This window comes from Streptomyces tailanensis, assembly GCF_008386495.1.
Classification (GTDB): domain Bacteria; phylum Actinomycetota; class Actinomycetes; order Streptomycetales; family Streptomycetaceae; genus Streptomyces; species Streptomyces tailanensis.
In genome coordinates this window covers 7126-26579 of the sequence record NZ_VTHJ01000034.1, presented here as the reverse complement: position 1 = coordinate 26579, position 19454 = coordinate 7126, and the positions used below count along the sequence as shown (strand labels likewise).

At 69.6% G+C, this 19454-nt stretch carries 18 protein-coding genes; 8 read left to right on the top strand and 10 right to left on the bottom strand.

Annotation, left to right across the window (positions count from 1 at the left end; all coding sequences use genetic code 11):
• Nucleotides 1–47 precede the first annotated feature (47 nt).
• Both F3T56_RS25675 and F3T56_RS25670 read right to left on the bottom strand, forming a co-directional pair.
• Nucleotides 48–1106, bottom strand: coding sequence for a BMP family lipoprotein (locus F3T56_RS25675; protein ID WP_149827731.1), 1059 nt, complete (start codon nucleotides 1104–1106; stop codon nucleotides 48–50).
• Between the two features lie 307 nt (nucleotides 1107–1413).
• Nucleotides 1414–2670, bottom strand: coding sequence for an amidohydrolase (locus F3T56_RS25670; RefSeq protein WP_149827730.1), 1257 nt, complete (start codon nucleotides 2668–2670; stop codon nucleotides 1414–1416).
• 467 nt (nucleotides 2671–3137) lie between these two features.
• Here F3T56_RS25670 and F3T56_RS25665 point away from each other — a divergent pair, with 467 nt between their 5' ends.
• The gene (locus tag F3T56_RS25665; protein ID WP_246203852.1) at nucleotides 3138–3326 is read left to right on the top strand and encodes a hypothetical protein; all 189 of its coding nucleotides are present in this window, start codon (nucleotides 3138–3140) and stop codon (nucleotides 3324–3326) included.
• A 262-nt stretch (nucleotides 3327–3588) separates the two neighbouring features.
• On the opposite strand, the gene F3T56_RS25660 is transcribed toward F3T56_RS25665, so the two are convergent.
• Both F3T56_RS25660 and F3T56_RS25655 read right to left on the bottom strand, forming a co-directional pair.
• Complete coding sequence (locus F3T56_RS25660; protein WP_246203850.1) at nucleotides 3589–4224, bottom strand: Uma2 family endonuclease; 636 nt, start codon at nucleotides 4222–4224, stop codon at nucleotides 3589–3591.
• 148 nt (nucleotides 4225–4372) lie between these two features.
• A complete protein-coding gene (locus tag F3T56_RS25655) occupies nucleotides 4373–4894 on the bottom strand; it encodes an ATP-binding protein (protein ID WP_149827728.1) in 522 nt (173 codons plus the stop codon).
• 187 nt (nucleotides 4895–5081) lie between these two features.
• On the opposite strand from F3T56_RS25655, the gene F3T56_RS25650 reads away from it, so the two are divergent.
• Nucleotides 5082–5933, top strand: a complete 852-nt coding sequence (locus F3T56_RS25650; RefSeq protein ID WP_149827727.1) for a helix-turn-helix domain-containing protein — start codon at nucleotides 5082–5084, stop codon at nucleotides 5931–5933.
• A gap of 10 nt (nucleotides 5934–5943) precedes the next feature.
• Complete coding sequence (locus F3T56_RS25645) at nucleotides 5944–6141, top strand: DUF397 domain-containing protein (RefSeq protein ID WP_149827726.1); 198 nt, start codon at nucleotides 5944–5946, stop codon at nucleotides 6139–6141.
• A 40-nt stretch (nucleotides 6142–6181) separates the two neighbouring features.
• On the opposite strand, the gene F3T56_RS25640 is transcribed toward F3T56_RS25645, so the two are convergent.
• The 4 genes from F3T56_RS25640 to F3T56_RS25625 are packed head-to-tail and all read right to left on the bottom strand — an operon-like array spanning nucleotide 6182 to nucleotide 11165.
• Nucleotides 6182–7306, bottom strand: a complete 1125-nt coding sequence (locus F3T56_RS25640; RefSeq protein ID WP_149827725.1) for a hypothetical protein — start codon at nucleotides 7304–7306, stop codon at nucleotides 6182–6184.
• 54 nt (nucleotides 7307–7360) lie between these two features.
• A complete protein-coding gene (locus F3T56_RS25635; protein WP_149827724.1) occupies nucleotides 7361–8299 on the bottom strand; it encodes an N-acetylneuraminate synthase family protein in 939 nt (312 codons plus the stop codon).
• A 14-nt stretch (nucleotides 8300–8313) separates the two neighbouring features.
• Nucleotides 8314–9756, bottom strand: coding sequence for an N-acylneuraminate cytidylyltransferase (locus tag F3T56_RS25630; protein ID WP_149827723.1), 1443 nt, complete (start codon nucleotides 9754–9756; stop codon nucleotides 8314–8316).
• Between the two features lie 47 nt (nucleotides 9757–9803).
• Nucleotides 9804–11165 carry a DUF6716 putative glycosyltransferase gene (locus F3T56_RS25625; protein WP_149827722.1) on the bottom strand — a complete coding sequence of 454 codons (1362 nt, stop codon included), beginning with the start codon at nucleotides 11163–11165 and terminating at the stop codon, nucleotides 9804–9806.
• A 198-nt stretch (nucleotides 11166–11363) separates the two neighbouring features.
• Between F3T56_RS25625 and F3T56_RS25620 the strand changes: the two genes are divergently transcribed.
• The 4 genes from F3T56_RS25620 (at nucleotide 11364) to F3T56_RS25605 (ending at nucleotide 16023) form a co-directional block, all read left to right on the top strand.
• Complete coding sequence (locus F3T56_RS25620) at nucleotides 11364–12341, top strand: glycosyltransferase family 2 protein (protein WP_149827818.1); 978 nt, start codon at nucleotides 11364–11366, stop codon at nucleotides 12339–12341.
• Nucleotides 12338–13672 (top strand): alpha-2,8-polysialyltransferase family protein, encoded by a 1335-nt coding sequence (locus F3T56_RS25615; protein WP_149827721.1) that lies wholly within the window; start codon nucleotides 12338–12340, stop codon nucleotides 13670–13672. The genes F3T56_RS25620 and F3T56_RS25615 overlap by 4 nt, the downstream gene beginning before the upstream one ends.
• Before the next feature lie 8 nt (nucleotides 13673–13680).
• Nucleotides 13681–14850: an acyltransferase family protein gene (locus F3T56_RS25610; protein ID WP_246203848.1), complete on the top strand. Its 1170-nt coding sequence runs from the start codon at nucleotides 13681–13683 to the stop codon at nucleotides 14848–14850.
• Nucleotides 14851–15063: 213 nt separating this feature from the next.
• Nucleotides 15064–16023 carry a class I SAM-dependent methyltransferase gene (locus F3T56_RS25605; protein ID WP_149827719.1) on the top strand — a complete coding sequence of 320 codons (960 nt, stop codon included), beginning with the start codon at nucleotides 15064–15066 and terminating at the stop codon, nucleotides 16021–16023.
• 35 nt (nucleotides 16024–16058) lie between these two features.
• Here F3T56_RS25605 and leuE read toward each other — a convergent pair whose 3' ends face one another.
• Nucleotides 16059–16712 carry a leucine efflux protein LeuE gene (gene leuE, locus F3T56_RS25600; protein ID WP_149827718.1) on the bottom strand — a complete coding sequence of 218 codons (654 nt, stop codon included), beginning with the start codon at nucleotides 16710–16712 and terminating at the stop codon, nucleotides 16059–16061.
• 62 nt (nucleotides 16713–16774) lie between these two features.
• On the bottom strand, nucleotides 16775–18355 hold the full coding sequence (locus F3T56_RS25595) for an acyl-CoA mutase large subunit family protein (protein ID WP_149827717.1): 1581 nt from the start codon (nucleotides 18353–18355) through the stop codon (nucleotides 16775–16777).
• 192 nt (nucleotides 18356–18547) lie between these two features.
• Here F3T56_RS25595 and F3T56_RS25590 point away from each other — a divergent pair, with 192 nt between their 5' ends.
• On the top strand, nucleotides 18548–19393 hold the full coding sequence (locus tag F3T56_RS25590; RefSeq protein WP_172639135.1) for a L,D-transpeptidase family protein: 846 nt from the start codon (nucleotides 18548–18550) through the stop codon (nucleotides 19391–19393).
• The last annotated feature ends 61 nt before the right edge of the window (nucleotides 19394–19454 follow it).

Here is a 19454-nt window from a genome sequence, read left to right as displayed (position 1 = left end):
CCCCCCCCCCCCCCCCCCGCTTCTCAGATCGCTCGGAAGCCGTACGACTACTCGGTCTTCACCTTGATCGTGCCCGCGATGATCTCCTCCTTGGCCTTGTCGACCGCGGCGGAGAGGCCCTCGATCTTGGCGTACTCCGGGTTGGTGTCGGAGAGGCCCACGCCGTCGACCTTGAGGTCGAAGGTCTGGGTGCCGGTGAGGGGCTTGCCGTCCTCGACGGACTTGGCGAGGGCGTAGACCGCGCCGCCGACGTCCTTGAGGGCGGAGGTGAGGATGTAGTTCTTGTAGGAGGCGAGGGCTTCCTGGTTGTACTGGTCGGAGTCGACGCCGATCGCCCAGACCTTCGCCTTGGCGGCGGCCTCGATGACGCCCTGGCCGGAGAGACCGGCGGCCTGGTAGACGACGTCGGCCTTCTTCTCGATCTGGCCCTCGGCGGCGGCCTTGCCCTTGTCGGGGCTGGAGAAGCCGCCCTCTTCGGCGGTCTGGGTCAGGTACTGGGAGATGACCTTGACCTTGCCGCCGCTGGTGTCCTCGACACCCTGCTTGTAGCCGGCCTCGAACTTGTGGATGAGCGGGATGTCCACACCGCCCACGAAGCCCACGGTGTTCGTCTTGGTGGCCTTGGCGGCCGCGACACCGGCGAGGTACGAGGCCTCCTGCTCGGCGAAGACGAGGGACGCCACGTTGTCGCCCTCGACGACCGAGTCGACGATGCCGAAGGTGGTGTCCGGGTAGTCCTTGGCCACGGCCTCCATCGCGGGGCCGTACGCGAAGCCGACGCCGATGACGGGGTTGTAGCCCTGCTTGGCCAGGGAGGCCAGGCGCTGCTCCTTGTCCGCGTCGGTCTCGCCCTCGGTGGGCTCGATGTCCTGGGTCTTGTACCCGAACTCCTTCTTCGCCTTCTCCAGGCCCGCGTACGCGGCGTCGTTGAAGGACTGGTCGCCCTTGCCGCCGATGTCGTAGGCGATCGCGAGGCCCTTGTCGCCGCCCGCGGTCTCGTCGCCGCCGCTGCCGCTCTCGCTGCTGGTTCCACCACAGGCCGTGGCGGCGAGCGCCAGCGACGCGACCCCCACCGCGACGCGGGTCAGTTTGGAAATCCGACGCATCTTGAAGTTCCCCATCTTGTCCACAGCCCCGCGACCGGGTGCTCAGTTCGGCGCACATTAACGCGCGTAGACACTTCTGGGAACGGGGTTTCGACTTGCCGTTATCCATTCGTGCCGATGGCCGGTTACGTCCCCGTGAACCATGGGATCGAAAGGGACGTCCGGGACAGAGCCCCTCTCCTGTCCCTCACGTCCGTGTCCGCGGGGTGGCGTGAGCGTGATGGTGCGCGTGCCGTACGGGGGTCGTACGGCACGCGCACCAGGCTGCCGCGAGGGTGGGTGGGGCGCAACCGGAAGGGATCGGCGCCTATCCGGCGGTGGCCGCCGCGTCGATCAGCTGCATACGGGCGTCGAGGAGGGCGGCCGCCGTGAACAGCTCGACTCCTACGGTGATGGCGTGCTCGTCGGCGTCGAAGTCGCCCTGGTGGAGGTCGCGGACGGTGAGGTCGCCGGGGCGGCGGACGCCGAGGCGGGCCATGGCGCCCGGGACGTGCTCCAGGTACCAGGAGAAGTCCTCACCGCCGAGGCTCTGCTCGGTGTCCTCGATGGCCTTGTGGCCGCGGCGGGCGGACATGGCGTCGTGGAGCAGCTCGGTGACGACCGGGTCGTTGACGACCGGCGGGACGCCCCGGATGTAGTTGATCTCGGGCTTGGCGCGGTGCATGGTCGCGACCTCGGCGACCGCCTCGTGCACCAGGTCGGGTGCCAGCCGCCAGGCGTTGATGTCGAGGCAGCGGACGGTGCCGGAGAGCTCGGCGTGCTGCGGGATGACGTTCGGGGCGTGGCCCGACTCGACGCGGCCCCAGGTCACGGAGAGCCCGCTGCGGGCGTCGACCCGGCGGGCGACCAGCGCGGGCACGTCGGTGACGACGCGGGCGGCGGCGGTGACGAGGTCGGTGGTGAGGTGGGGGCGGGCGGTGTGGCCGCCGGGGCCGTCGAGCGAGATCTCCAGCCGGTCGCAGGCCGAGGTGATGGGCCCGTGGCGCAGTCCGATACGGCCGGCGTCGACCCTGGGGTCGCAGTGCACGGCGATGATCCGCCCGACGTCGTCGAGCGCGCCGGTCTTGATCACGTCGGCGGCGCCGCCCGGGAGGACCTCCTCGGCGGGCTGGAAGATCAGCCGTACGGGGCGCGGCAGCTCGCCCTGTCTGTGCAGCTCGGCGAGGACGAGTCCGGCGCCGAGGACGACGGTGGTGTGCACGTCGTGGCCGCAGGCGTGGGCGCGGTCCGGGACGGTGGAGCGGTAGTCGCAGTCCGCCTTGGTGTCCGGGATGGGCAGGGCGTCGATGTCGGCGCGCAGCGCGAGGGCCGATCGGGTGCCGTCCCAGTCGCCGATGTCACAGATGAGCCCGGTTCCGGTGTCGAGCACGCGCGGCCGGAGCCCTGCCTTCTCCAGGCGGGCCTTGATCGCGGCGGTCGTACGGAACTCCTGGTTGCCGAGCTCCGGGTGCATGTGCAAGTCACGGCGGAACGCGACGAGTTCGGCACGCAGGGCTTCCGGCAACGTACCGGGGAGCGCGGCTTCGGCTTCCCCTGGCAGATCGGCCTCGGACTCTCGGGACATCAGTTGGTTCACCCTCTGAAGGGTAGGGCGATCGGGCGGCCGTCCAACCCTCGATCAACAAAAAATCAGCCCGTGAGGGGAAGATTTCCGGCCGCACAACGCATACGTATTGGCAGGGATGGGTATACCCGTCCGCCTTTCGTGGCGGGCAGACCTCGAAGAGCGGGACGCCATCGACCGGGGTACCCGGAGCGTCCCTCAGGGAACGCCGGGGGTTGCCCGCGAATCCCATCGTCTAAACGTCCGGGGGTGCCCGAACGATTCCCACCCTCCACGGATACCACGTCCGCGCCACTCAGCCCTTCCGGAACCATCACCGCCAGGTGACTGTTCGGATACGTGTTGTGCCGGAGAAGGCGTAGGCGGGCAGCCTGAGGGCGGGACGACGGCATCGTCGGCGACGTGGAGCGGACGGGGGAACGTGGCATGGAAGCGTGCGGCTGGGAGGCGAGGAACAGATCCCCTGGATGCTCGCGAAATTCGGCCTGCTCGGCACGACGAGCCTGGTCCTGACCAGCCTTGTTCTCATGACACTGGCCGGGTGGGGGCTGGCGTGGGTGGTCTGGCTCGTGCGGTCCCGGGGAGGTGAGGATGCCGAGGCACCGGGCGCCTCATCCGGGTTGGCGGGGTTCACCTGGCGGGAGGACGAGTCGTAGGCCGCGGTCACCGTCGGTGTCTGTGACCAACGTCTCGGGCGTTGAGTCGCTGACGGGACACAGGGCCGGTGACGTGCACCACTGGCCGCTGCCCTTCTCCGGGCGCGGAGGCCCGTGATCCGCACGCCGACTCGCGAGCGGCTCGGCGACGTGGGCGAGCCAGGCGCTCGGCGCGCAAGGGCCTTCGCGAGCGCCGGCGAGGTCGAGGTCGAGGTCGAGGTACAGGCCCCGGCCTGTACCTCGCACGGGTCGAGACGGAAGATCAGCTGGATGCTGCGGCCGCCCCCTGCTCCCCGCTCTCGTTGTCGGTGTCCTCTGTGGGGATGACGAACCCGGACGTGTCCAGGTCGAAGTCGAACGGAGCGGGCACGTGGAGGGACCGCCCGAAGGGCACGGTCGACCGGGAGCGATAGCCCTTCGGCGACGGGTCCCAGAACGCGGTGACCTCCTGCACCTGCATGTCGAGGACGAGATACACGGGGACGACGCGTCCGTAAGCGTCCAGCTTGTCCAGCCAGTCGGCGTCCTTGGTGGATACGGAGGTCAGCTCGGCGACGAGGGAGAGCGCCGCGCCGTCGGCGTGACGGCCTTCGGCGTCGAAGGCGGATTCGTCGGCGACGTGCAGGTCAGGGCCGAACGCGCGCTCCGTTCCTGGGATGGAAAAGAGGAATGGTGCGACGTCGACGTCGTGCCCTTCCGGCGCGTGCGGCTCCAATTGCCTCCGCAGTGATTTCATGACCCGCTTGTAACGCAGCTTCGACCACGGCGACACGACGATCTTCCCCCGGATGAGCTCGGCCTTGTAGCCGTCAGGTGTGTCCAGTTCCTCGACGGTCCGGAGCATGTCCTCGAAGGCTCCGGGCACGAAATCTTCTATGTCTGCCGGACGCTCGGTCATGATGGTCACCGCAGTCCTCCGCTGGCTACAGGGTGTGTCGATGTCCCCACGGTAGCGCCGAGGGGGACGCGCCGCCGGGCGTGCGTCCCGCTCCACCCGTACGGGGTAGCTCGCCATGGCGGATGCGTCACGAGCCGATCCGGTCACGTCAGGCCACTGCCTTCGCGTCCGCCCCCGACCGCGCTTCGAGTTCGAACCACAGCGCCTTTCCACCGCACCCGAACAGGTCATCACCGAGCCGGTGTCCGCCCCAGCGGTCGGCCCACTCGTGTACGAGGAGCAGCCCGCGTCCACCGACGGACGACTCGTCCGGCTGTTCCGCCCGGCCCGGTACGGGACGGAGCGCCCCACGTCGGGCGAGCGGTTTGTCGAACGGCGAGGGTACGTGTGGGTCGGTGTCCCACACCGTGATCCGTACGCCGTTTCGTGGCTCGCCGTCCAGCCCGTCAAGCCCACGCAGCCGCAGGGCGGCCGGCCCGTTGGTGTGCCGGTAGGCGTTGGTGACCAGTTCAGAGGCCAGCAGTTCGGCGGTGTCGATGAGTTCGCCCAGCCCGTACGCCGACAGCACGGCCCGCGACGTCATACGGGCGATGCGCGGGGCGCGCGGGTCGTGGGGCAGGTGCAGGGCGTAGTACCAGGCGGGGATCGGCGACGGCGATACGGTGACCATGAACGCCTCCTTCAAGGAAGGGACTTGGGTTGCTCGACGGCTCGGCTTGTGGGCGTGCGTCGTTGAGCGAGGTGAGTCTCACCGTAGGCCCGAAATTGGCCTACATTCCACACAAGAAGGGAAAGGGAGGCCATTAATGCTCGTGTGGGTGACATGGCTACTCCCTCCCCAGTACGAAGGGACACTGATGCCGCCCAGCAAAACCCCGACCCTGCGTCAGCAGCGCCTTGGCGCCGAGCTGCGCAAACTTCGCGAGCGTGCGGGGCTGTCCACTGTCGAGGCAGCGGCCCTCCTGGGCGTCAACCAGTCGCGCATCAGCAATATCGAGGCCGGGCGCTACGCCGTGAGCGCCGAGCGCGTACGGGCCATCGCTCGCAACTACGCCTGCTCGGACGAAGCCCTCGTCGAGGCGCTGACCGCGATGACGGGGCGCAGGGCGCGCGGCTGGTGGGAGGAGTACCGAGGGCGACTGCCGCACGCCGCTCTCGACCTGGCCGAGTTCGAACACCACGCCACAGCGCTGCGCGTGGCCCAGGCTCTGCACATCCCCGGTCTGTTGCAAACGCCGCAGCATGCGCGGGCGCTCTTCGGCGACGCGGTACCGCCACTGCTACCGCACGAGATCGAGCACAGGATGTCGTACCGCATCAAGCGCCAGGCCGTGCTCTACCGCGAGCTTTCCTCCCCCTACACAGCGCTCATCCACGAGGCGGCACTCCACATGCACGTGGGCGGCCCCGCCGTCGCCGCCGAACAGCTCAACCACCTTGTCGAGACGAGCGAGCACGGCAACATCACACTCCTGGTCGTCCCTTTCGGCCGGGGTGCCTTCCCTGGCTCCGGACAGGGCATCGACTACGCGTACGGTCCTGTCCCCCAGCTCGACACCGTGCAGCTGGACACCGAGCACGGCAGTGAATTCATCGACGCCGTAGCCCAGTTGGAACGCTATACGACTGTGCTGGACCGTCTCGAAAAGCTCGCTCTCCCGGCCGAGGAGTCCCGCGACCTCATCCACAGCATTGCCCGCCGAGTCTGAAGGACGCCACATGCCCGTGCAGCCAGCCCTCACTTGGCAGAAGTCGTCGTACAGTTCGGAGGCCTCCTCCTGCCTCTACGTCGCCACCGCCCCCGACGCCACCCTCCGCCTCCGTGAGAGCGACGAGCCGAACGTCGTCCTCCACGCGGGCCGTACGGCACTGGCGGCCCTCATAGCGGGCGTAAGGAAGGGCGCGGTGAAAACCTGAACCTGTTCCAGCCCGCCGTCGCCCCTCAGTGGCGCGCGGCTCAGATCGACGCCACCGACGACAACCGGTGTACGTCCCGGGCCGTCCCCGTCACCCCCGACAGGAAGCCCTGGGCGCGGGGGGAGGCGTTCTCGGTGAGCCAGCTCGGGTCGATGTCGCAGACCGCCACGCGGACGCCCGTTCCCGCGAGCGCGAGCGGCAGGGTGTGGACCACCGTCGACGGGAAGCTGAGGATCGTACGGCCGATGGGGCCCCGGCGGGCGATGAGTTCGAGGGGGAGGTCCGGGCGGACGATCTCCAGGCCCGTCTCCGTCGCCAGGGTGTGGAGTTTCTCGGTGCTCTCGCGGCGGTGGGCGAAGTAGCGGGCGGCGCCGTGGATCGTCGCGAGGGAGCGGACGGCTTCGAGGTAGCGGTCCGCGTCCACCACTCCGGTCTCCACCAGGGACGTGCCGACCAGGTCCGCGCCCTTGGTGATGCGGGGCGGGCCGAAGCGGGCCCGGGTCCAGGTGAAGGCGTTGGCGGTGACGGTGACACCGTCGGGGGTCTCGTCGATCGGCATCGAGGAGAAGACCTCGACGCGTCTGCCCGCGGTCGGGGTGAGGCGCTTGCGGGCCTTGGAGGAGACCGGGGCGAAGATCAGGTCGCGGGGGCCGGGGCGGCCGCCCTTGCGGTGCCAGCGGACGAGACGTTCGCCGCGGGCGAGCTGGGAGACGAACTCCATGGTCGCGGTGCCGTCGTCGACGACGACCACGTCCGGTGCCCTGGTGATCGTCAGCAGCAGTTGGACATAGCGGGAGAAGGGGTCGCCCAGGACTATGCGGCGCGCGGCGCGCAGCAGCGGGGCGAGACCGCCGATGGTGCGGAAGGGCGCGCCGGTACCGCCGCGCGCCTCCTCCCAGCGCACCTCATGGCCCTCGTCCCGGGCCAGTTCCGCCATACGGCGCAACTGGCCCCGGGTCATCGGGTCGTTCGGCGACAGGACCACGAGGGTGAGGCGCGCGCCGGTCGTCCCGGCGGGCCCCGCGTCGGTCGCCGCGAAGGGCGGCCCCGCGCCGGGGCCCTGGAGTGCGTGGGCGTGCGCCCACTCCAGCACGTTCAGGAGCTGTACCGGGCTCTCGACGAAGGCGAGAGTGTGGGGGCCGGCGGTTCCGGCGCGGGGGCTCATCGACGTACGACCGTCCCTAGTGGGGGATTCCCGTGGTCAGGGATTGAAGGAGGATCAGACCGTGACCGGCTCGCCCGCCGCCGCCGCGATCTCCGCCTCGGCGATGACGCCGGTGACGCGGCGCAGCTTCTTCATGGGGCCGAGCTCGGAGTCGTAGACCTTCTTGACGCCGTCGCCGAGGGAGGCCTCGATGGTGCGGATGTCGCGGACCAGGCGCTGCAGGCCCTGGGGCTCCACGGAGGCGGCCTGGTCGGAGCCCCACATCGCGCGGTCCAGGGTGATGTGACGCTCGACGAAGGTGGCGCCGAGCGCGACCGCGGCGAGCGTCGTCTGCAGGCCCGTCTCGTGGCCGGAGTAGCCGATCGGGACGTTCGGGTACTCGGCCTGGAGGGTGTTGATGACGCGGAGGTTGAGCTCCTCGGCCTTCGCCGGGTACGTCGAAGTGGCGTGGCAGAGCAGGATGTTGTCGCTGCCCAGGACCTCGACGGCGTGGCGGATCTGCTTCGGCGTCGACATGCCGGTGGAGAGGATGACCGTGCGGCCGGTGGCGCGCAGGGCGCGGAGCAGCTCGTCGTCGGTCAGGGACGCGGACGCGACCTTGTGGGCGGGGACGTCGAACTTCTCCAGGAAGGCGACGGCCTCGGTGTCCCACGGGGAGGCGAACCAGTCGATGCCGCGCTTCTTGCAGTGCTCGTCGATCTGACGGTACTCGTCCTCACCGAACTCCACGCGGTGGCGGTAGTCGATGTAGGTCATGCGGCCCCAGGGGGTGTCGCGCTCGATGTCCCACTGGTCGCGGGGGGTGCAGATCTCGGGGGTGCGCTTCTGGAACTTGACGGCGTCGCAGCCGGCCTCGGCGGCCACGTCGATCAGCTTGAAGGCGTTCTCCAGCTCACCGTTGTGGTTGATGCCGATCTCGCCGCAGACGTAGACAGGCCGGCCGGGGCCGGCGGTCTTCGAACCGAAGGTGCGCAGACGGGAGTTGGTGCTCATGGTGGGACGTTTCCTTAACTGTCGAGGGGGGCGGGAGAGTCGAGAGAGGGACCGAGGATCCAGCCGGCGATCTCTCTGATCGCGCCTTCACCACCGGGGACGGTGGTGACCGCGCGCGCGGCGCCGCGGACGATGTCGTGGGCGCTTCCGACCGCCACGGGCCAGCCCACGAGGGCGAAGCACGGGAGGTCGTTGACGTCGTTGCCGACGTAGAGCACGCGCTCGGGCGCGATGCCCTGTTCCTCGCACCACTGCTTCAGTGCGAGGTCCTTCCGGTCGATGCCGTGGAGCACCGGGATCTGCAGCTTCCGGGCCCGGGCGGCAACCACCGGGTTCTTCTCCGAGGACAGGATGAGCATGGTGAGGCCGCTCTTGCGGAGGGCCGCGATGCCGAGTCCGTCGCCGCGGTGCACGGTGACGAACTCCCGTCCGTCGGAGTCGATCAGCACCCGGTCGTCGGTCTGGGTGCCGTCGAAGTCGAGGACTACGGCGTCGATGTCGTCGTAGGTGGGGAGGGCGCCGGGGCGGTTCGCGTCGAAGAGCGGCGCGAGGGCCTGGGCGCGGGCGAGGTCGTGCGGGTCGTCGATCTCCAGGACCCGGGCGGGGTCGGTGCGGACGAGTTCCGTACGGCCGAAGAAGCGGTGCTGGTGCTTGCGCAGGCCGGCCGCGTCCATGGCGTAGGCGGCGCCGGTCTCCAGCAGGTCCTGCGGGCGGTCCTGGCGGCGGGGGCGGAACGACTTGTCGTGGTTGACACCGTAGCCTCCGGCGGTGAGCGCGGAAGTGGCATAGCCGTCGCCCGCCGGGGCCGCACCGAGCCCGGCGGCGGTCCCGTGGGCGCCGTCGGCGTCGCCCGCCGCGCCACCGCCGGCCACCGGCGCGGACGCGCCTGCCCGGCCGACGCCGTGCGCCTCCGCGCCCACGCCGCTCGCGGCAGCGTCGCCAGTGAACTCGTCGGCGGTGTCGCGCCAGATGAACCCGTGGAACGGGGCGACGGTGAGGGCGGTGTCGGCGCCGTGTTCCACGACCGCGCGGGCCACGCCGTCGACGTCCTCGCGGAGGATGAACGGGCTGGTGCACTGGACCAGGAGGACCACGTCCACCGCGACGCCGTGCTTGGCCTCGTGGGCGTCCAGGGCGTGCAGGACCGCGGCCTCGGAGGTGGCGGTGTCACCGGCGATGGCGGCGGGCCGCAGCACGACCTCGGCTCCGGACTCACGGGCGGCGGCGGCGATGGCGTGGTCGTCGGTGGAGACGACCACGTTCGTCACCAGCTCGGCGGCGAGGCACTCGCGGACCGCGCGGGCGACCAGCGGGACACCGCCGACGGGGGCGAGGTTCTTCGCGGGGACGCCCTTGGAGCCGCCGCGTGCGGGGATGACGGCGACGACACGGCGCGGGGCCGTCCCGGGGCCCGTCGCCGAGGCGGAAGTAGCTGGGCCCGCTTCCGGATTGGACATGGCTGGTGCTCCTTGCGGTGCTGGCGAAGCGGTAGAGGGGCGGCGGCTCACAGCTCCCCCATCCGCCGGATGACGGGCGCCACGCGCTGCACCCCGTGCCGGTAGGCGCCGCGCGCCGCCCGGCGCACGATCTGCCGTACGGGCCCGGCCTGTTTGTCGGCGGCGGGCGCCCCGGGCAGCGGGCTGCCGTCGGGGCCGAGGTGGTGGCGGGCGAGGATGCCCGGCAGATAGCCGGGCGCGGTCACGGTCGTGTAGTACGGCGTGAGGGGCGGGAGTTCGCCGGCCGCGACCAGCTTGGCGATGCGGTCGCGGGCGGCGTCGAAGGCGGTGGCGTACGAGCCGTCCGCGACGACGCCCTGCCGGGCCACCCACTCGGGGTCGGGCACCGGCTCGTGCCCGGCGTCCAGCTGGTCCCAGGAGGCGAGGCAGCCGGAGCCCACGAAGTGGTGGTTGCCGAGTGCCTCACGGATCCCGAGGTCGGTGAGGACGACGGTGGGGATACGGCGGTGCAGGGACTCAAGGGCGGCCGTCGAGCTGATGGTGACCAGCAGGTCGGTGGTGTCGAGGACCTCGCCCATGTTCCCGTACGACAGCCGGAAGTTGTCCGGCAGACCGCCGGGAAGCTTCTCCGCCAGCTTCTGGTAGGGCAGTTCCTCGATGTGCGTGGTGTGCTCGCCCGGCTTGGAGCGCAGCTTCAGCAGCACCTGGCGGTCCGGGTGCTTCCGGGCGTGCTTGATGAGCCGGTTCAGCAGGTACGTACGGTCCTTGCGGTTGTCCGGGACGGACGGCTGTACGGCGAACACGACCGTGTACGGGTCGTTCCGGCCGGCGTAGGGCTTGCCGCCGAGGAAGGGCAGCGCGACCTCGGTGACCGAGGAGGCGTCGGCGCCCACGCCCTCGTACACGGCGCGGAAACGGTCCGCGTCCTGGCGGGAGTTGGCGAGGACGAGGTCCGCGCCGTGCCGCAGCAGCAGGCCGTCGGCGAGTTTCTCGTAGACGACACCGACGTAACCGGTGACGATCACGGGCCGCTTGGTGCGCGCGCCCCAGGCGTGCTTGAGGCCGTGCAGCATCGCCTGGACGCCCCCGCCGACGAGGGCGAGGACCACGACGTCGTACGACCCGGCCGCCTCCTCGGTTCCCATGACGCGCAGGAACTCGACGGCGGTCACCTCGCGGAGCGAGTCCGCGCGGACGCCGACCTCGTCGAGCTGGCGGGCGGTCGGGGTGGCCCGGCCACGCAGGAGGAATCCGTCCAGACGGATCTCTGAGGCGCCCCCGTGTTCCGGGGCGATGCGCTGCGCGGTGAGCGCGCCCCATTTCCACCGGGTGTCGGAATCCGCGAGGACGGCGACCCGCAGGGGCTGCGTCGCGTGTGAGGGCGGAGTTGCTGGCGTACTTGCTGGCACATCGAAGACGCTAGGAAGCGATTCCGTTAATCGCCCCAACCCGAATACAACAACGGGTTAACAGCACATCGACGAATGGGGAATCGGGCCGTCCTGCGGCCCGAAAACCGCCTGGTTCACGGTACCGCCACGCGCCGTTCACCTGACATCAAGCAGGTGGTCAAGACGAATGCCGGAGTGCCGCCTAACGTCACTCGGGTGGTCAAGCTCTCCGTCATCGTGCCGTTCTACAACGTGCAGCAATACGCGCCAGACACTCTGAAGAGCCTCGGCGCCAACGCGCGTGAGGACTTCGAATTCATTCTCGTCGACGACTGCTCGCGCGACGAGACACCGGACATTCTCGCGCGCGCGGAGCGCGAGCTGCCAGGCGCGGTGTATGTCAGACACGAGAAGAACGGGGGGCTGGCGACCGCGCGCAACACGGGCATCGACAACGCGCGTGGCGAGTACCTGACGTTCCTCGACGGGGACGACTGGCTCGCCCCCGGCTACTTCCCGCAACTCCTGTCCGCCATCGAGGAGTTGGGCTGCGACTTCGTGCGCACGGACCATGTCCAGTGCACCGGGCGGTCCCGCTCGATCCACCGCGTCCCCAATGGGCGGCGGGGCGTCGTGATGAACCCGCGCGACGCGATCCTGCCGGCCGACCGCTCCACGTCCGTCGACTACGCGTACGCCTGGGCGGGCATCTACCACCGCCGGCTGGTCGACAAGGGTGTGCTGCACTTCACCCATGGGCTGCGCACGGCGGAGGACCGGCCGTGGATCTGGAAGCTGCACCGGGAGGCGGAGTCCTTCGCGACCGTGGGTCTGCTGGGCGTCTACTACCGCCGCGGCGTCGCGTCGTCGCTCACGCAGATCGGTGATGTGCGGCAGCTCGATTTCATTCGCGCATTCGACCAGGTCATCGCGGAAACGGCGCAGGACCGGGACGCGGACAGACTCCTTCCCAAGGCCGTGCGCACTTATTGCGCAATTATTTCCCACCATTTGGGATCCATCGAAAGGTTCGAGCCGGCGGTGGCACGGAAACTGAAGTCGATGAGCGCGGTCGCGCTGCGCAGAATGCCGCAGGACGTGCTCGACGAGGCCCTCGACTCCATGGACGTCCAGCGCGCCACGCGGCTGCGCCGGCTGCGCCGCCGTCCCGCCGGAGCGGGGGTCGCCGCGTGACCACGCAGATCTTCATGGCGTCCACGCTGTACGGCACGGCCACGCTGGCCGCCGCCCTGGACACCGAGTGCTTCCGCCCCGCCTCCCGGCGCATCCTGCTGATCTCCAACAACGCGGCGACGCCCGAGACGGCTCCCGCCCTGGACGAGATGCCCGGCTTCGAGCAGCTGCGCTCCCGCTTCGACGACGTGATCTCCTGGAACGAGACCATCTCGCCCTTCCACCCGGGTGGTTGGTCCCCCCGCATGGACGACGTCGTCCTCTGGGAGCGGTATCTGCGGCTGCTGTGGAACCTGGGCGACGACGACGTCGAGCTGGCCGTGGAGTCCATCCAGGTCCACCCGGCGCTCGGCTTCACCCAGATCTTCACCGGCGCGCCCGTGACCGTGTACGCGGACGGCCTGATGAGCTACGGCCCCACCCGCAACAAGATCGACCCACTGGTGGGAACGCGTATCGACCGGTTGTTGCACCTGGACCTGGTCCCGGGCCTGAAGCCCCTCCTCCTCACCGAGTTCGGCGTCGAGGCGGAGATCGTGCCGACGGACGCCTTCGTGAAGGTGCTGGCGGAACTGGTCGAGACCGGTGACGCGCTGCCCGCCATCGAGGAGCCCGCGCTGCTGCTCGGCCAGTACCTCTCCGCGCTCGGCATCCTCACCGCCGAGGAGGAGGAAGACCTCCACGTACGGATGCTCAAGGGCGCGGTGGCGCTCGGGCACACCAAGGTCGTGTTCAAGCCGCACCCCAGCGCCCCGGCCCGCTGGTCGCGCGGGCTGGAGAAGGAGGCGGAGCGGCTCGGCGCCGATCTGACGGTGCTCGACACGCCGGTCCTCGCCGAGGTCCTCTACCAGCGGATGCGTCCCGCGCTGGTCGTCGGCTGCTTCTCCACGGCCCTGCTCACCGCCTCCGCGCTGTACGGTCTGCCGGTCGCCCGCGTCGGCACCTCCACCCTGCTGGACCGGCTCGCGCCGTACGAGAACAGCAACCGAGTCCCCGTCACCGTCGTGGACGCGCTGCTGCCGGAGCTGGGCGACAAGGCCGCGGTGGCCTCGCAGAAGCCGGGCCTGTCCGTGTCGGACCTCAACCGCCTGGTGCGGGCGGTGGGTTACGCCATGCAGTCGAAGATCTACCCGTCGCTGCGGCCGGAGGCCGAGTCGTACCTGACGAAGAGCCTGAACGCCCACACCCTGCGCTACTTCAAGCGCCGCCGTCTCACCTCGCTGGGCCTGCCCGGCGGGATCCCCGTCCAGCTCGCGTTCATTCCGCGCAACGCCACCGTACGACGAGTAGCTCGCCGGGCCCGGTCCCTCAAGCGCGCCACACTGGGATGAGCCACCGAGTGACTGCGAACAGCCCGACGCTTCCGACGCCCTCACCTGAGGCGAGCACCACCACCCTTACCACCTCTCCGGCGACGCCGGAGGTGCGTGGCACCGGCCGTTCAGGCCGTTCCGCACCTCGGTTGTACGCCCTCGACGGCCTGCGGCTCCTCGCCGCCCTCTCCGTCGCGGCCTACCACTACGGGGGCCGCGGCGGGGAGATCGCCAAGGCCTGGGGCACCTCACCGGCGGTCCAGTTCCCGACCGCCCACACCTGGCTCGCCTACGGCTGGGCCGGCGTCCAGGCCTTCTTCGTGATCAGCGGCTTCGTCATCTGCGCCAGCGGCTGGGGCCGTTCGGTCCAGTCGTTCCTCGCCTCCCGCGCGGCCCGGCTGCTGCCGGCGTACTGGGCGGCGGTGATCCTGGTCGCGGCGGTCTTCGCCCTGCCGGGTATCGCCTACGCGCGGGTGTCGTCCAGCGACTTCCTGGTCAACCTCACCATGCTCCAGATGCCGCTCGGCGCGGACCGCGTCCTGGGCGTGTGCTGGACGCTGTGGGCCGAGGTCCGCTTCTACGTCCTGTTCGCGCTGTGCGTGGTCGTCCCCGGCGTCACTCGCAGACGGGTGATCTGGTTCTGCGGCGGCTGGACCCTCGCCGCGACGCTGGCCCACGCGTCGAAGGAGCCGCTCCTGCAGATGGTCCTGATGCCGGAGTACGCGTCCCTGTTCATCGGCGGCATCGGCCTCTACCTCGTGCACCGGGACCGCCGGGACACCACCGCCTGGCTGATCGTGGTCTTCAGCCTGCTGCTGAGCCAGTACCACACGGTCCAGGAGAACTGGCACGCGCCGAACCCCGCCTTCTTCTCCTACCGCCCCCAGCTCGCCATCGTCCTCGTCGTCACCGTCGGCTTCGTGGCCGTCGGCGCGGTCGCGCTCGGCTGGCTGGACCGGGTGAACTGGCCCTGGCTGACCACCGCGGGCGCCCTGACCTACCCCTTCTACCTCGTGCACGAACACCTGGGGTGGCCCGTCGTGCAGATCCTGCACCAGCGCCTCGGGATCCCGTCGTCCCTCACGCTCGCGCTCACCGTCACGGTGATGCTCCTGCTCGCCTGGCTGCTGCACCATGGCGTGGAACGGCCGCTGGGTCCGATGCTGCGCAAGTCTCTTGATCAGAAACGAGGTTGACGGGACGTCAGACATCGCAGGTGAGTCGCAGGTGCACGCGAAAGGCTCCTGAAATGAACCGGGAATTGGCCGACTGTTCACCATTGAGCAGGTTTTCAAATCCACCGGCGGGGAGGCTCCGGATAGTCCTTGACCCGGCCATAGGCATCTCATAGGTTCCTGAGCCCGTTCGTCAGTTCGCCTCGCCAACGCCAGAGAGCCCTCTTCATCCTCATGAGCACTGAGACCACTGCGCAAGGCACGCCCAAGCTGCCCCAGGTACTGGACGACGTACCAGGGTGGTTCCCCGTTCTCGACCAGTTGCTCTTCGACTGGATCCTGACCCGGCAGGAGGACGCGGGCGACAGAGGCGACCTCCTCGAAGTCGGCGTCTACATGGGCAAGAGCGCGATCTTCCTGGGGAACCATCTCCAGGAGGGCGAGGCCTACACCGTGTGCGACCTCTTCGAGAGCGACGCACCGGACGACGCCAACGCGGCGGAGGCGAACAAGTCGTACCGCAGCACGCTGACCCGGCGGGCCTTCGAGGCGAACTACCTCTCCTTCCACGACGAGCTGCCCCGCGTGCTGCAGGGGCCCAGCTCGATCGTCCCCGGCGAGGTCAAACCGCGCTCCTGCCGCTTCGTGCACATCGACGCCTCGCACCTCTACGAGCACGTGTACGGAGACATCACCGCCGCCCAGGACATCCTGCTCCCGGGCGGCATCGTCGTCCTCGACGACTTCCGCTCGGAGCACACCCCCGGCGTCTCCATCGCCGCCTGGGAGGCCGTGCTCAACCGGGGCCTCAACCCCATCTGCATCACCACCCAGAAGCTCTACGGCACCTGGGGCGACGCCGAGCCCATCCAGGACGCCCTCCTGGAGATGATCGAGCAGCGCGACGACTGCCACCTCAGCAACCAGCAGGCCGCCGGGCACCGCATCATCCGCCTCAAGTCCAAGGGCATGAAGGCCCCGGCCTTCCCGAAGTCCCGCCACTGGACGGAACCGGAGCCGAAGCCGGCCCCTCAGCCGAAGCCGACCCCTGCCCCCGCGGCCCCGAAGCCCCAACCACGCCCGGCGAAGCCCCCGAGGAGCGCGGCCCGCCGCCTGGCGGTGGACCTGCTCCCGCCGGTGGTGACCCGGGCGATCGTACGAGCGAAGGCGAACAAGCGGGCGGCCGCCAAGTAGCAAGCAGGGCGAACGCCCCCTAGTACCTGGCCCTCCTAGGAACTGGCCAAGGACAGCTTCACCGCGAAGCCCAGGAACAGTGCCCCGGCCGCCGAGGTGGCCCCCGCCGACAGCCGCTTCCGGCGGCGGAAGGCGGCGGCCAGCTTGGTGCCACCGAATATCAGCGCGCTCAGGTACAGGAAACTCGCGAGCTGCGCGAAGGCGCCGAGGACGACGAAGGAGAGGGCCGGGTAGGCGTACCCCGGGTCCACGAACTGCACGAAGAAGGCGACGAAGAACAGGATCGCCTTCGGGTTGAACAGGCTGATGATGAAGGCCCGTCGAAAGGGCCGCTCCCCGTCGCCGGCCTCGGCGCCCGCCTGGTCCCCCGCGGCCCCGTCGTGCCGACTCCGCCACATCCCCCACGCGGCCCGCAGCATCCCTATCGCCAGCCACGTCAGATACCCGGCACCGGCGTACTTCACGATCCCGAACAGTACGGCGTTCGCCTGGAGCAGCGAGGCGACACCGGCCGCGGAGAGGGTCATCAACACGGTGTCACCGCACCACACCCCCGCCGCGCCCCTGTACCCGGCCCGTATGCCCCGCCGAGCGGCAACGGACAACACGTACAGGGAGTTGGGACCCGGCAGGAGGACTATCAGCACGAGGCCGACGAGGTAAGTGGGCAGGTCGATGACTCCGAACATGGGATGAAGTGTCGCACGGGAGTATGACATTCCATCCGGCCCGGAGACTCAGAACCGCAGACTCAGAACGCGTCGCTCGGGACGTACGTCCCCCACAACCCCCGCAACGCGTTGCACACCTCGCCCACTGTCGCGCGGGCCTTGAGGGCCTCCCTCATCGGGTAGAGCACGTTGTCCGTGCCCTCGGCCGCCTTCTTCAGCTCGGCGAGCGCGGCCTCCACCGCCGCCTGGTCGCGCTCCGGCCGCAGCTTCGCGAGACGTTCGGCCTGCTGGGCCTCGATGGCCGGGTCGACGCGGAGGGGCTCGTACGGCTCCTCCTCGTCGAGCTGGAAGCGGTTGACGCCGACGACCACGCGCTCGCCGGAGTCGGTCTCCTGGGCGATCCGGTACGCGCTGCGCTCGATCTCGCTCTTCTGGAAGCCGTGCTCGATGGCGGACACCGCGCCCCCGAGATCCTCGACCTTCCGCATGAGGTCCAGCGCGGCCGCCTCCACGTCGTCCGTCATCCGCTCGATGGCGTAGGAGCCGGCGAAGGGGTCGACCGTCGCGGTCACGTCCGTCTCGTAGGCGAGGACCTGCTGCGTCCGCAGGGCGAGTCGCGCGCTCTTGTCCGTGGGGAGCGCGATCGCCTCGTCGAAGGAGTTGGTGTGCAGGGACTGGGTGCCGCCCAGCACCGCCGCCAGGCCCTGGACGGCGACCCGGACCAGGTTCACCTCCGGCTGCTGGGCCGTCAGCTGGACGCCCGCCGTCTGGGTGTGGAAGCGCAGCATCAGGGACTTCGGGTTCTTCGCGCCGAACTCGTCCCTCATCACCCGGGCCCAAATGCGCCGCGCCGCACGGAACTTGGCGACCTCTTCGAGAATCGTCGTACGGGACACGAAGAAGAAGGAGAGGCGGGGCGCGAAGTCGTCCACGTCCATGCCCGCCGCGACCGCCGTACGGACGTACTCGATGCCGTCGGCCAGCGTGAACGCGATCTCCTGCACGGGCGAGGCACCCGCCTCAGCCATGTGGTAGCCGGAGATCGAGATCGTGTTCCACTTGGGGATCTCGGCCTTGCAGTACTTGAAGATGTCCGCGATCAGCCTCAGGGACGGCTTCGGCGGGAAGATGTACGTGCCGCGCGCGATGTACTCCTTCAGCACGTCGTTCTGGATCGTGCCCGTCAGCTTGTCCGCGCCGACGCCCTGCTCCTCTGCGACCAGTTGGTACAGCAGGAGCAGCAGAGCCGCCGGGGCGTTGATCGTCATCGACGTCGACACCTTGTCCAGCGGGATGCCGTCGAACAGCACCCGCATGTCGTCGACCGAGTCGATCGCCACGCCCACCTTGCCGACCTCGCCGTGCGCGATGGGCGCGTCCGAGTCGTGGCCCATCTGGGTCGGCAGGTCGAAGGCGACCGACAGACCCATCGTGCCGTGGGCGATGAGGTCCTTGTAGCGCGCGTTGGACTCCACGGCCGTCCCGAAACCGGCGTACTGGCGCATGGTCCAGGGGCGGCCGGTGTACATCGACGGGTAGACACCACGTGTGAAGGGGTACGCGCCCGGCTCGCCCAGCCTGTCCGCCGGATTCCAGCCCTCCAGTGCGTCCGGCCCGTACACCGGCTCGATGGGCAGTCCGGACTCCGACTCGCGCGCCATGGTGTGCCTCCGCGTTGCTCGGCGTTCTTTAGTTACTCGCTGGTAGATGACCCTCGCGACGGACTGTAGCGGCGGCCGTGTGCCCGATGGAGAGCCTCACGCTGGGACCTTGCTCACAACCATGCCCCTTTGTTCGCGACGGGTCACTCCCGGGAAACCTGGAGGAGGACGACTGAGACGACGGGGGAACTGATGCGCACCAAGGACATGCGGAGATCGGTGGCCGCACTCGCGGCACTCGTCGTGGTCGGCGGCTGCTCGGCCCAGGTGGTGGACGTGAAGAGCGGCCAGCGGCAGCCGGTGCGCATCGAGACGGCGACGCCCGGCGACAGCGACCCGAAGCAGGACGACGGCGACAAGGCTCCCACTTCTGCGCCGCCGAGCACCTCCCCCTCCCCCATCCCGCCCAAGGTCCTCTGGTCCCGTGGCGACGAAGGGCTCGGCGTACGCGAACTCCAGGCCCGGCTCCGGCAGGTCGCCTGGCTCTATGTGGGCCCCACGGGCACGTACGACGATCTGACCGTGCAGGCGGTCAAGGGATTCCAGGGCAAGCGGGGGCTGCCGAGGACCGGGCAGACGGACAGCGTCACCTGGGCGCGGCTGCTGAACATGACGCGGGAGCCGGGCAAGTGGGACCTGTACGCGTACGGCGGTCAGCCGGCCGCTCCACCGGACCCGCGCTGCATGACGGGCCGTGTGCTGTGCATCAGCAAGACGAGCCGCACCCTGCGCTGGATGGTGGACGGCAGGACGCTGACGACGGTCGAGGTGCGCTTCGGATCGCAGTACACCCCCACCCGTGAGGGCGTCTTCCACGTCTACTTCAAGTCCCGCGACCACTGGTCGACCCTGTACGACACCGCCATGCCGTACGCGATGTTCTTCAGCGGCGGCCAAGCCGTCCACTACTCCTCCGACTTCGCGGCCCGCGGCTACTACGGGGCCTCGCACGGCTGCGTCAACGTCCGCGACGAGACGGCGATCGCGAGTCTGTTCTCGCAGGTCAGGAATGGGGACAAGGTCGTCGTCCATTGGTGACGAACAGTCGGGGTGACGTGCGTCACACGGCGCATAGATGGCGGGCGCCGGACGCGTCTTA

Coding starts and splice junctions, on each gene's coding strand:
- F3T56_RS25645 (WP_149827726.1), top strand. CDS start 5,944: ATGCCCGTGCAGCCAGCCCTCACTTGGCAGAAGTCGTCGTACAGTTCG.
- F3T56_RS25635 (WP_149827724.1), bottom strand. CDS start 8,299: ATGAGCACCAACTCCCGTCTGCGCACCTTCGGTTCGAAGACCGCCGGC.
- F3T56_RS25640 (WP_149827725.1), bottom strand. CDS start 7,306: ATGAGCCCCCGCGCCGGAACCGCCGGCCCCCACACTCTCGCCTTCGTC.
- F3T56_RS25670 (WP_149827730.1), bottom strand. CDS start 2,670: ATGTCCCGAGAGTCCGAGGCCGATCTGCCAGGGGAAGCCGAAGCCGCG.
- F3T56_RS25660 (WP_246203850.1), bottom strand. CDS start 4,224: ATGACCGAGCGTCCGGCAGACATAGAAGATTTCGTGCCCGGAGCCTTC.
- F3T56_RS25665 (WP_246203852.1), top strand. CDS start 3,138: ATGCTCGCGAAATTCGGCCTGCTCGGCACGACGAGCCTGGTCCTGACC.
- F3T56_RS25590 (WP_172639135.1), top strand. CDS start 18,548: ATGCGCACCAAGGACATGCGGAGATCGGTGGCCGCACTCGCGGCACTC.
- F3T56_RS25650 (WP_149827727.1), top strand. CDS start 5,082: ATGCCGCCCAGCAAAACCCCGACCCTGCGTCAGCAGCGCCTTGGCGCC.
- leuE (WP_149827718.1), bottom strand. CDS start 16,712: ATGTTCGGAGTCATCGACCTGCCCACTTACCTCGTCGGCCTCGTGCTG.
- F3T56_RS25630 (WP_149827723.1), bottom strand. CDS start 9,756: ATGTCCAATCCGGAAGCGGGCCCAGCTACTTCCGCCTCGGCGACGGGC.
- F3T56_RS25675 (WP_149827731.1), bottom strand. CDS start 1,106: ATGCGTCGGATTTCCAAACTGACCCGCGTCGCGGTGGGGGTCGCGTCG.
- F3T56_RS25655 (WP_149827728.1), bottom strand. CDS start 4,894: ATGGTCACCGTATCGCCGTCGCCGATCCCCGCCTGGTACTACGCCCTG.
- F3T56_RS25595 (WP_149827717.1), bottom strand. CDS start 18,355: ATGGCGCGCGAGTCGGAGTCCGGACTGCCCATCGAGCCGGTGTACGGG.
- F3T56_RS25605 (WP_149827719.1), top strand. CDS start 15,064: ATGAGCACTGAGACCACTGCGCAAGGCACGCCCAAGCTGCCCCAGGTA.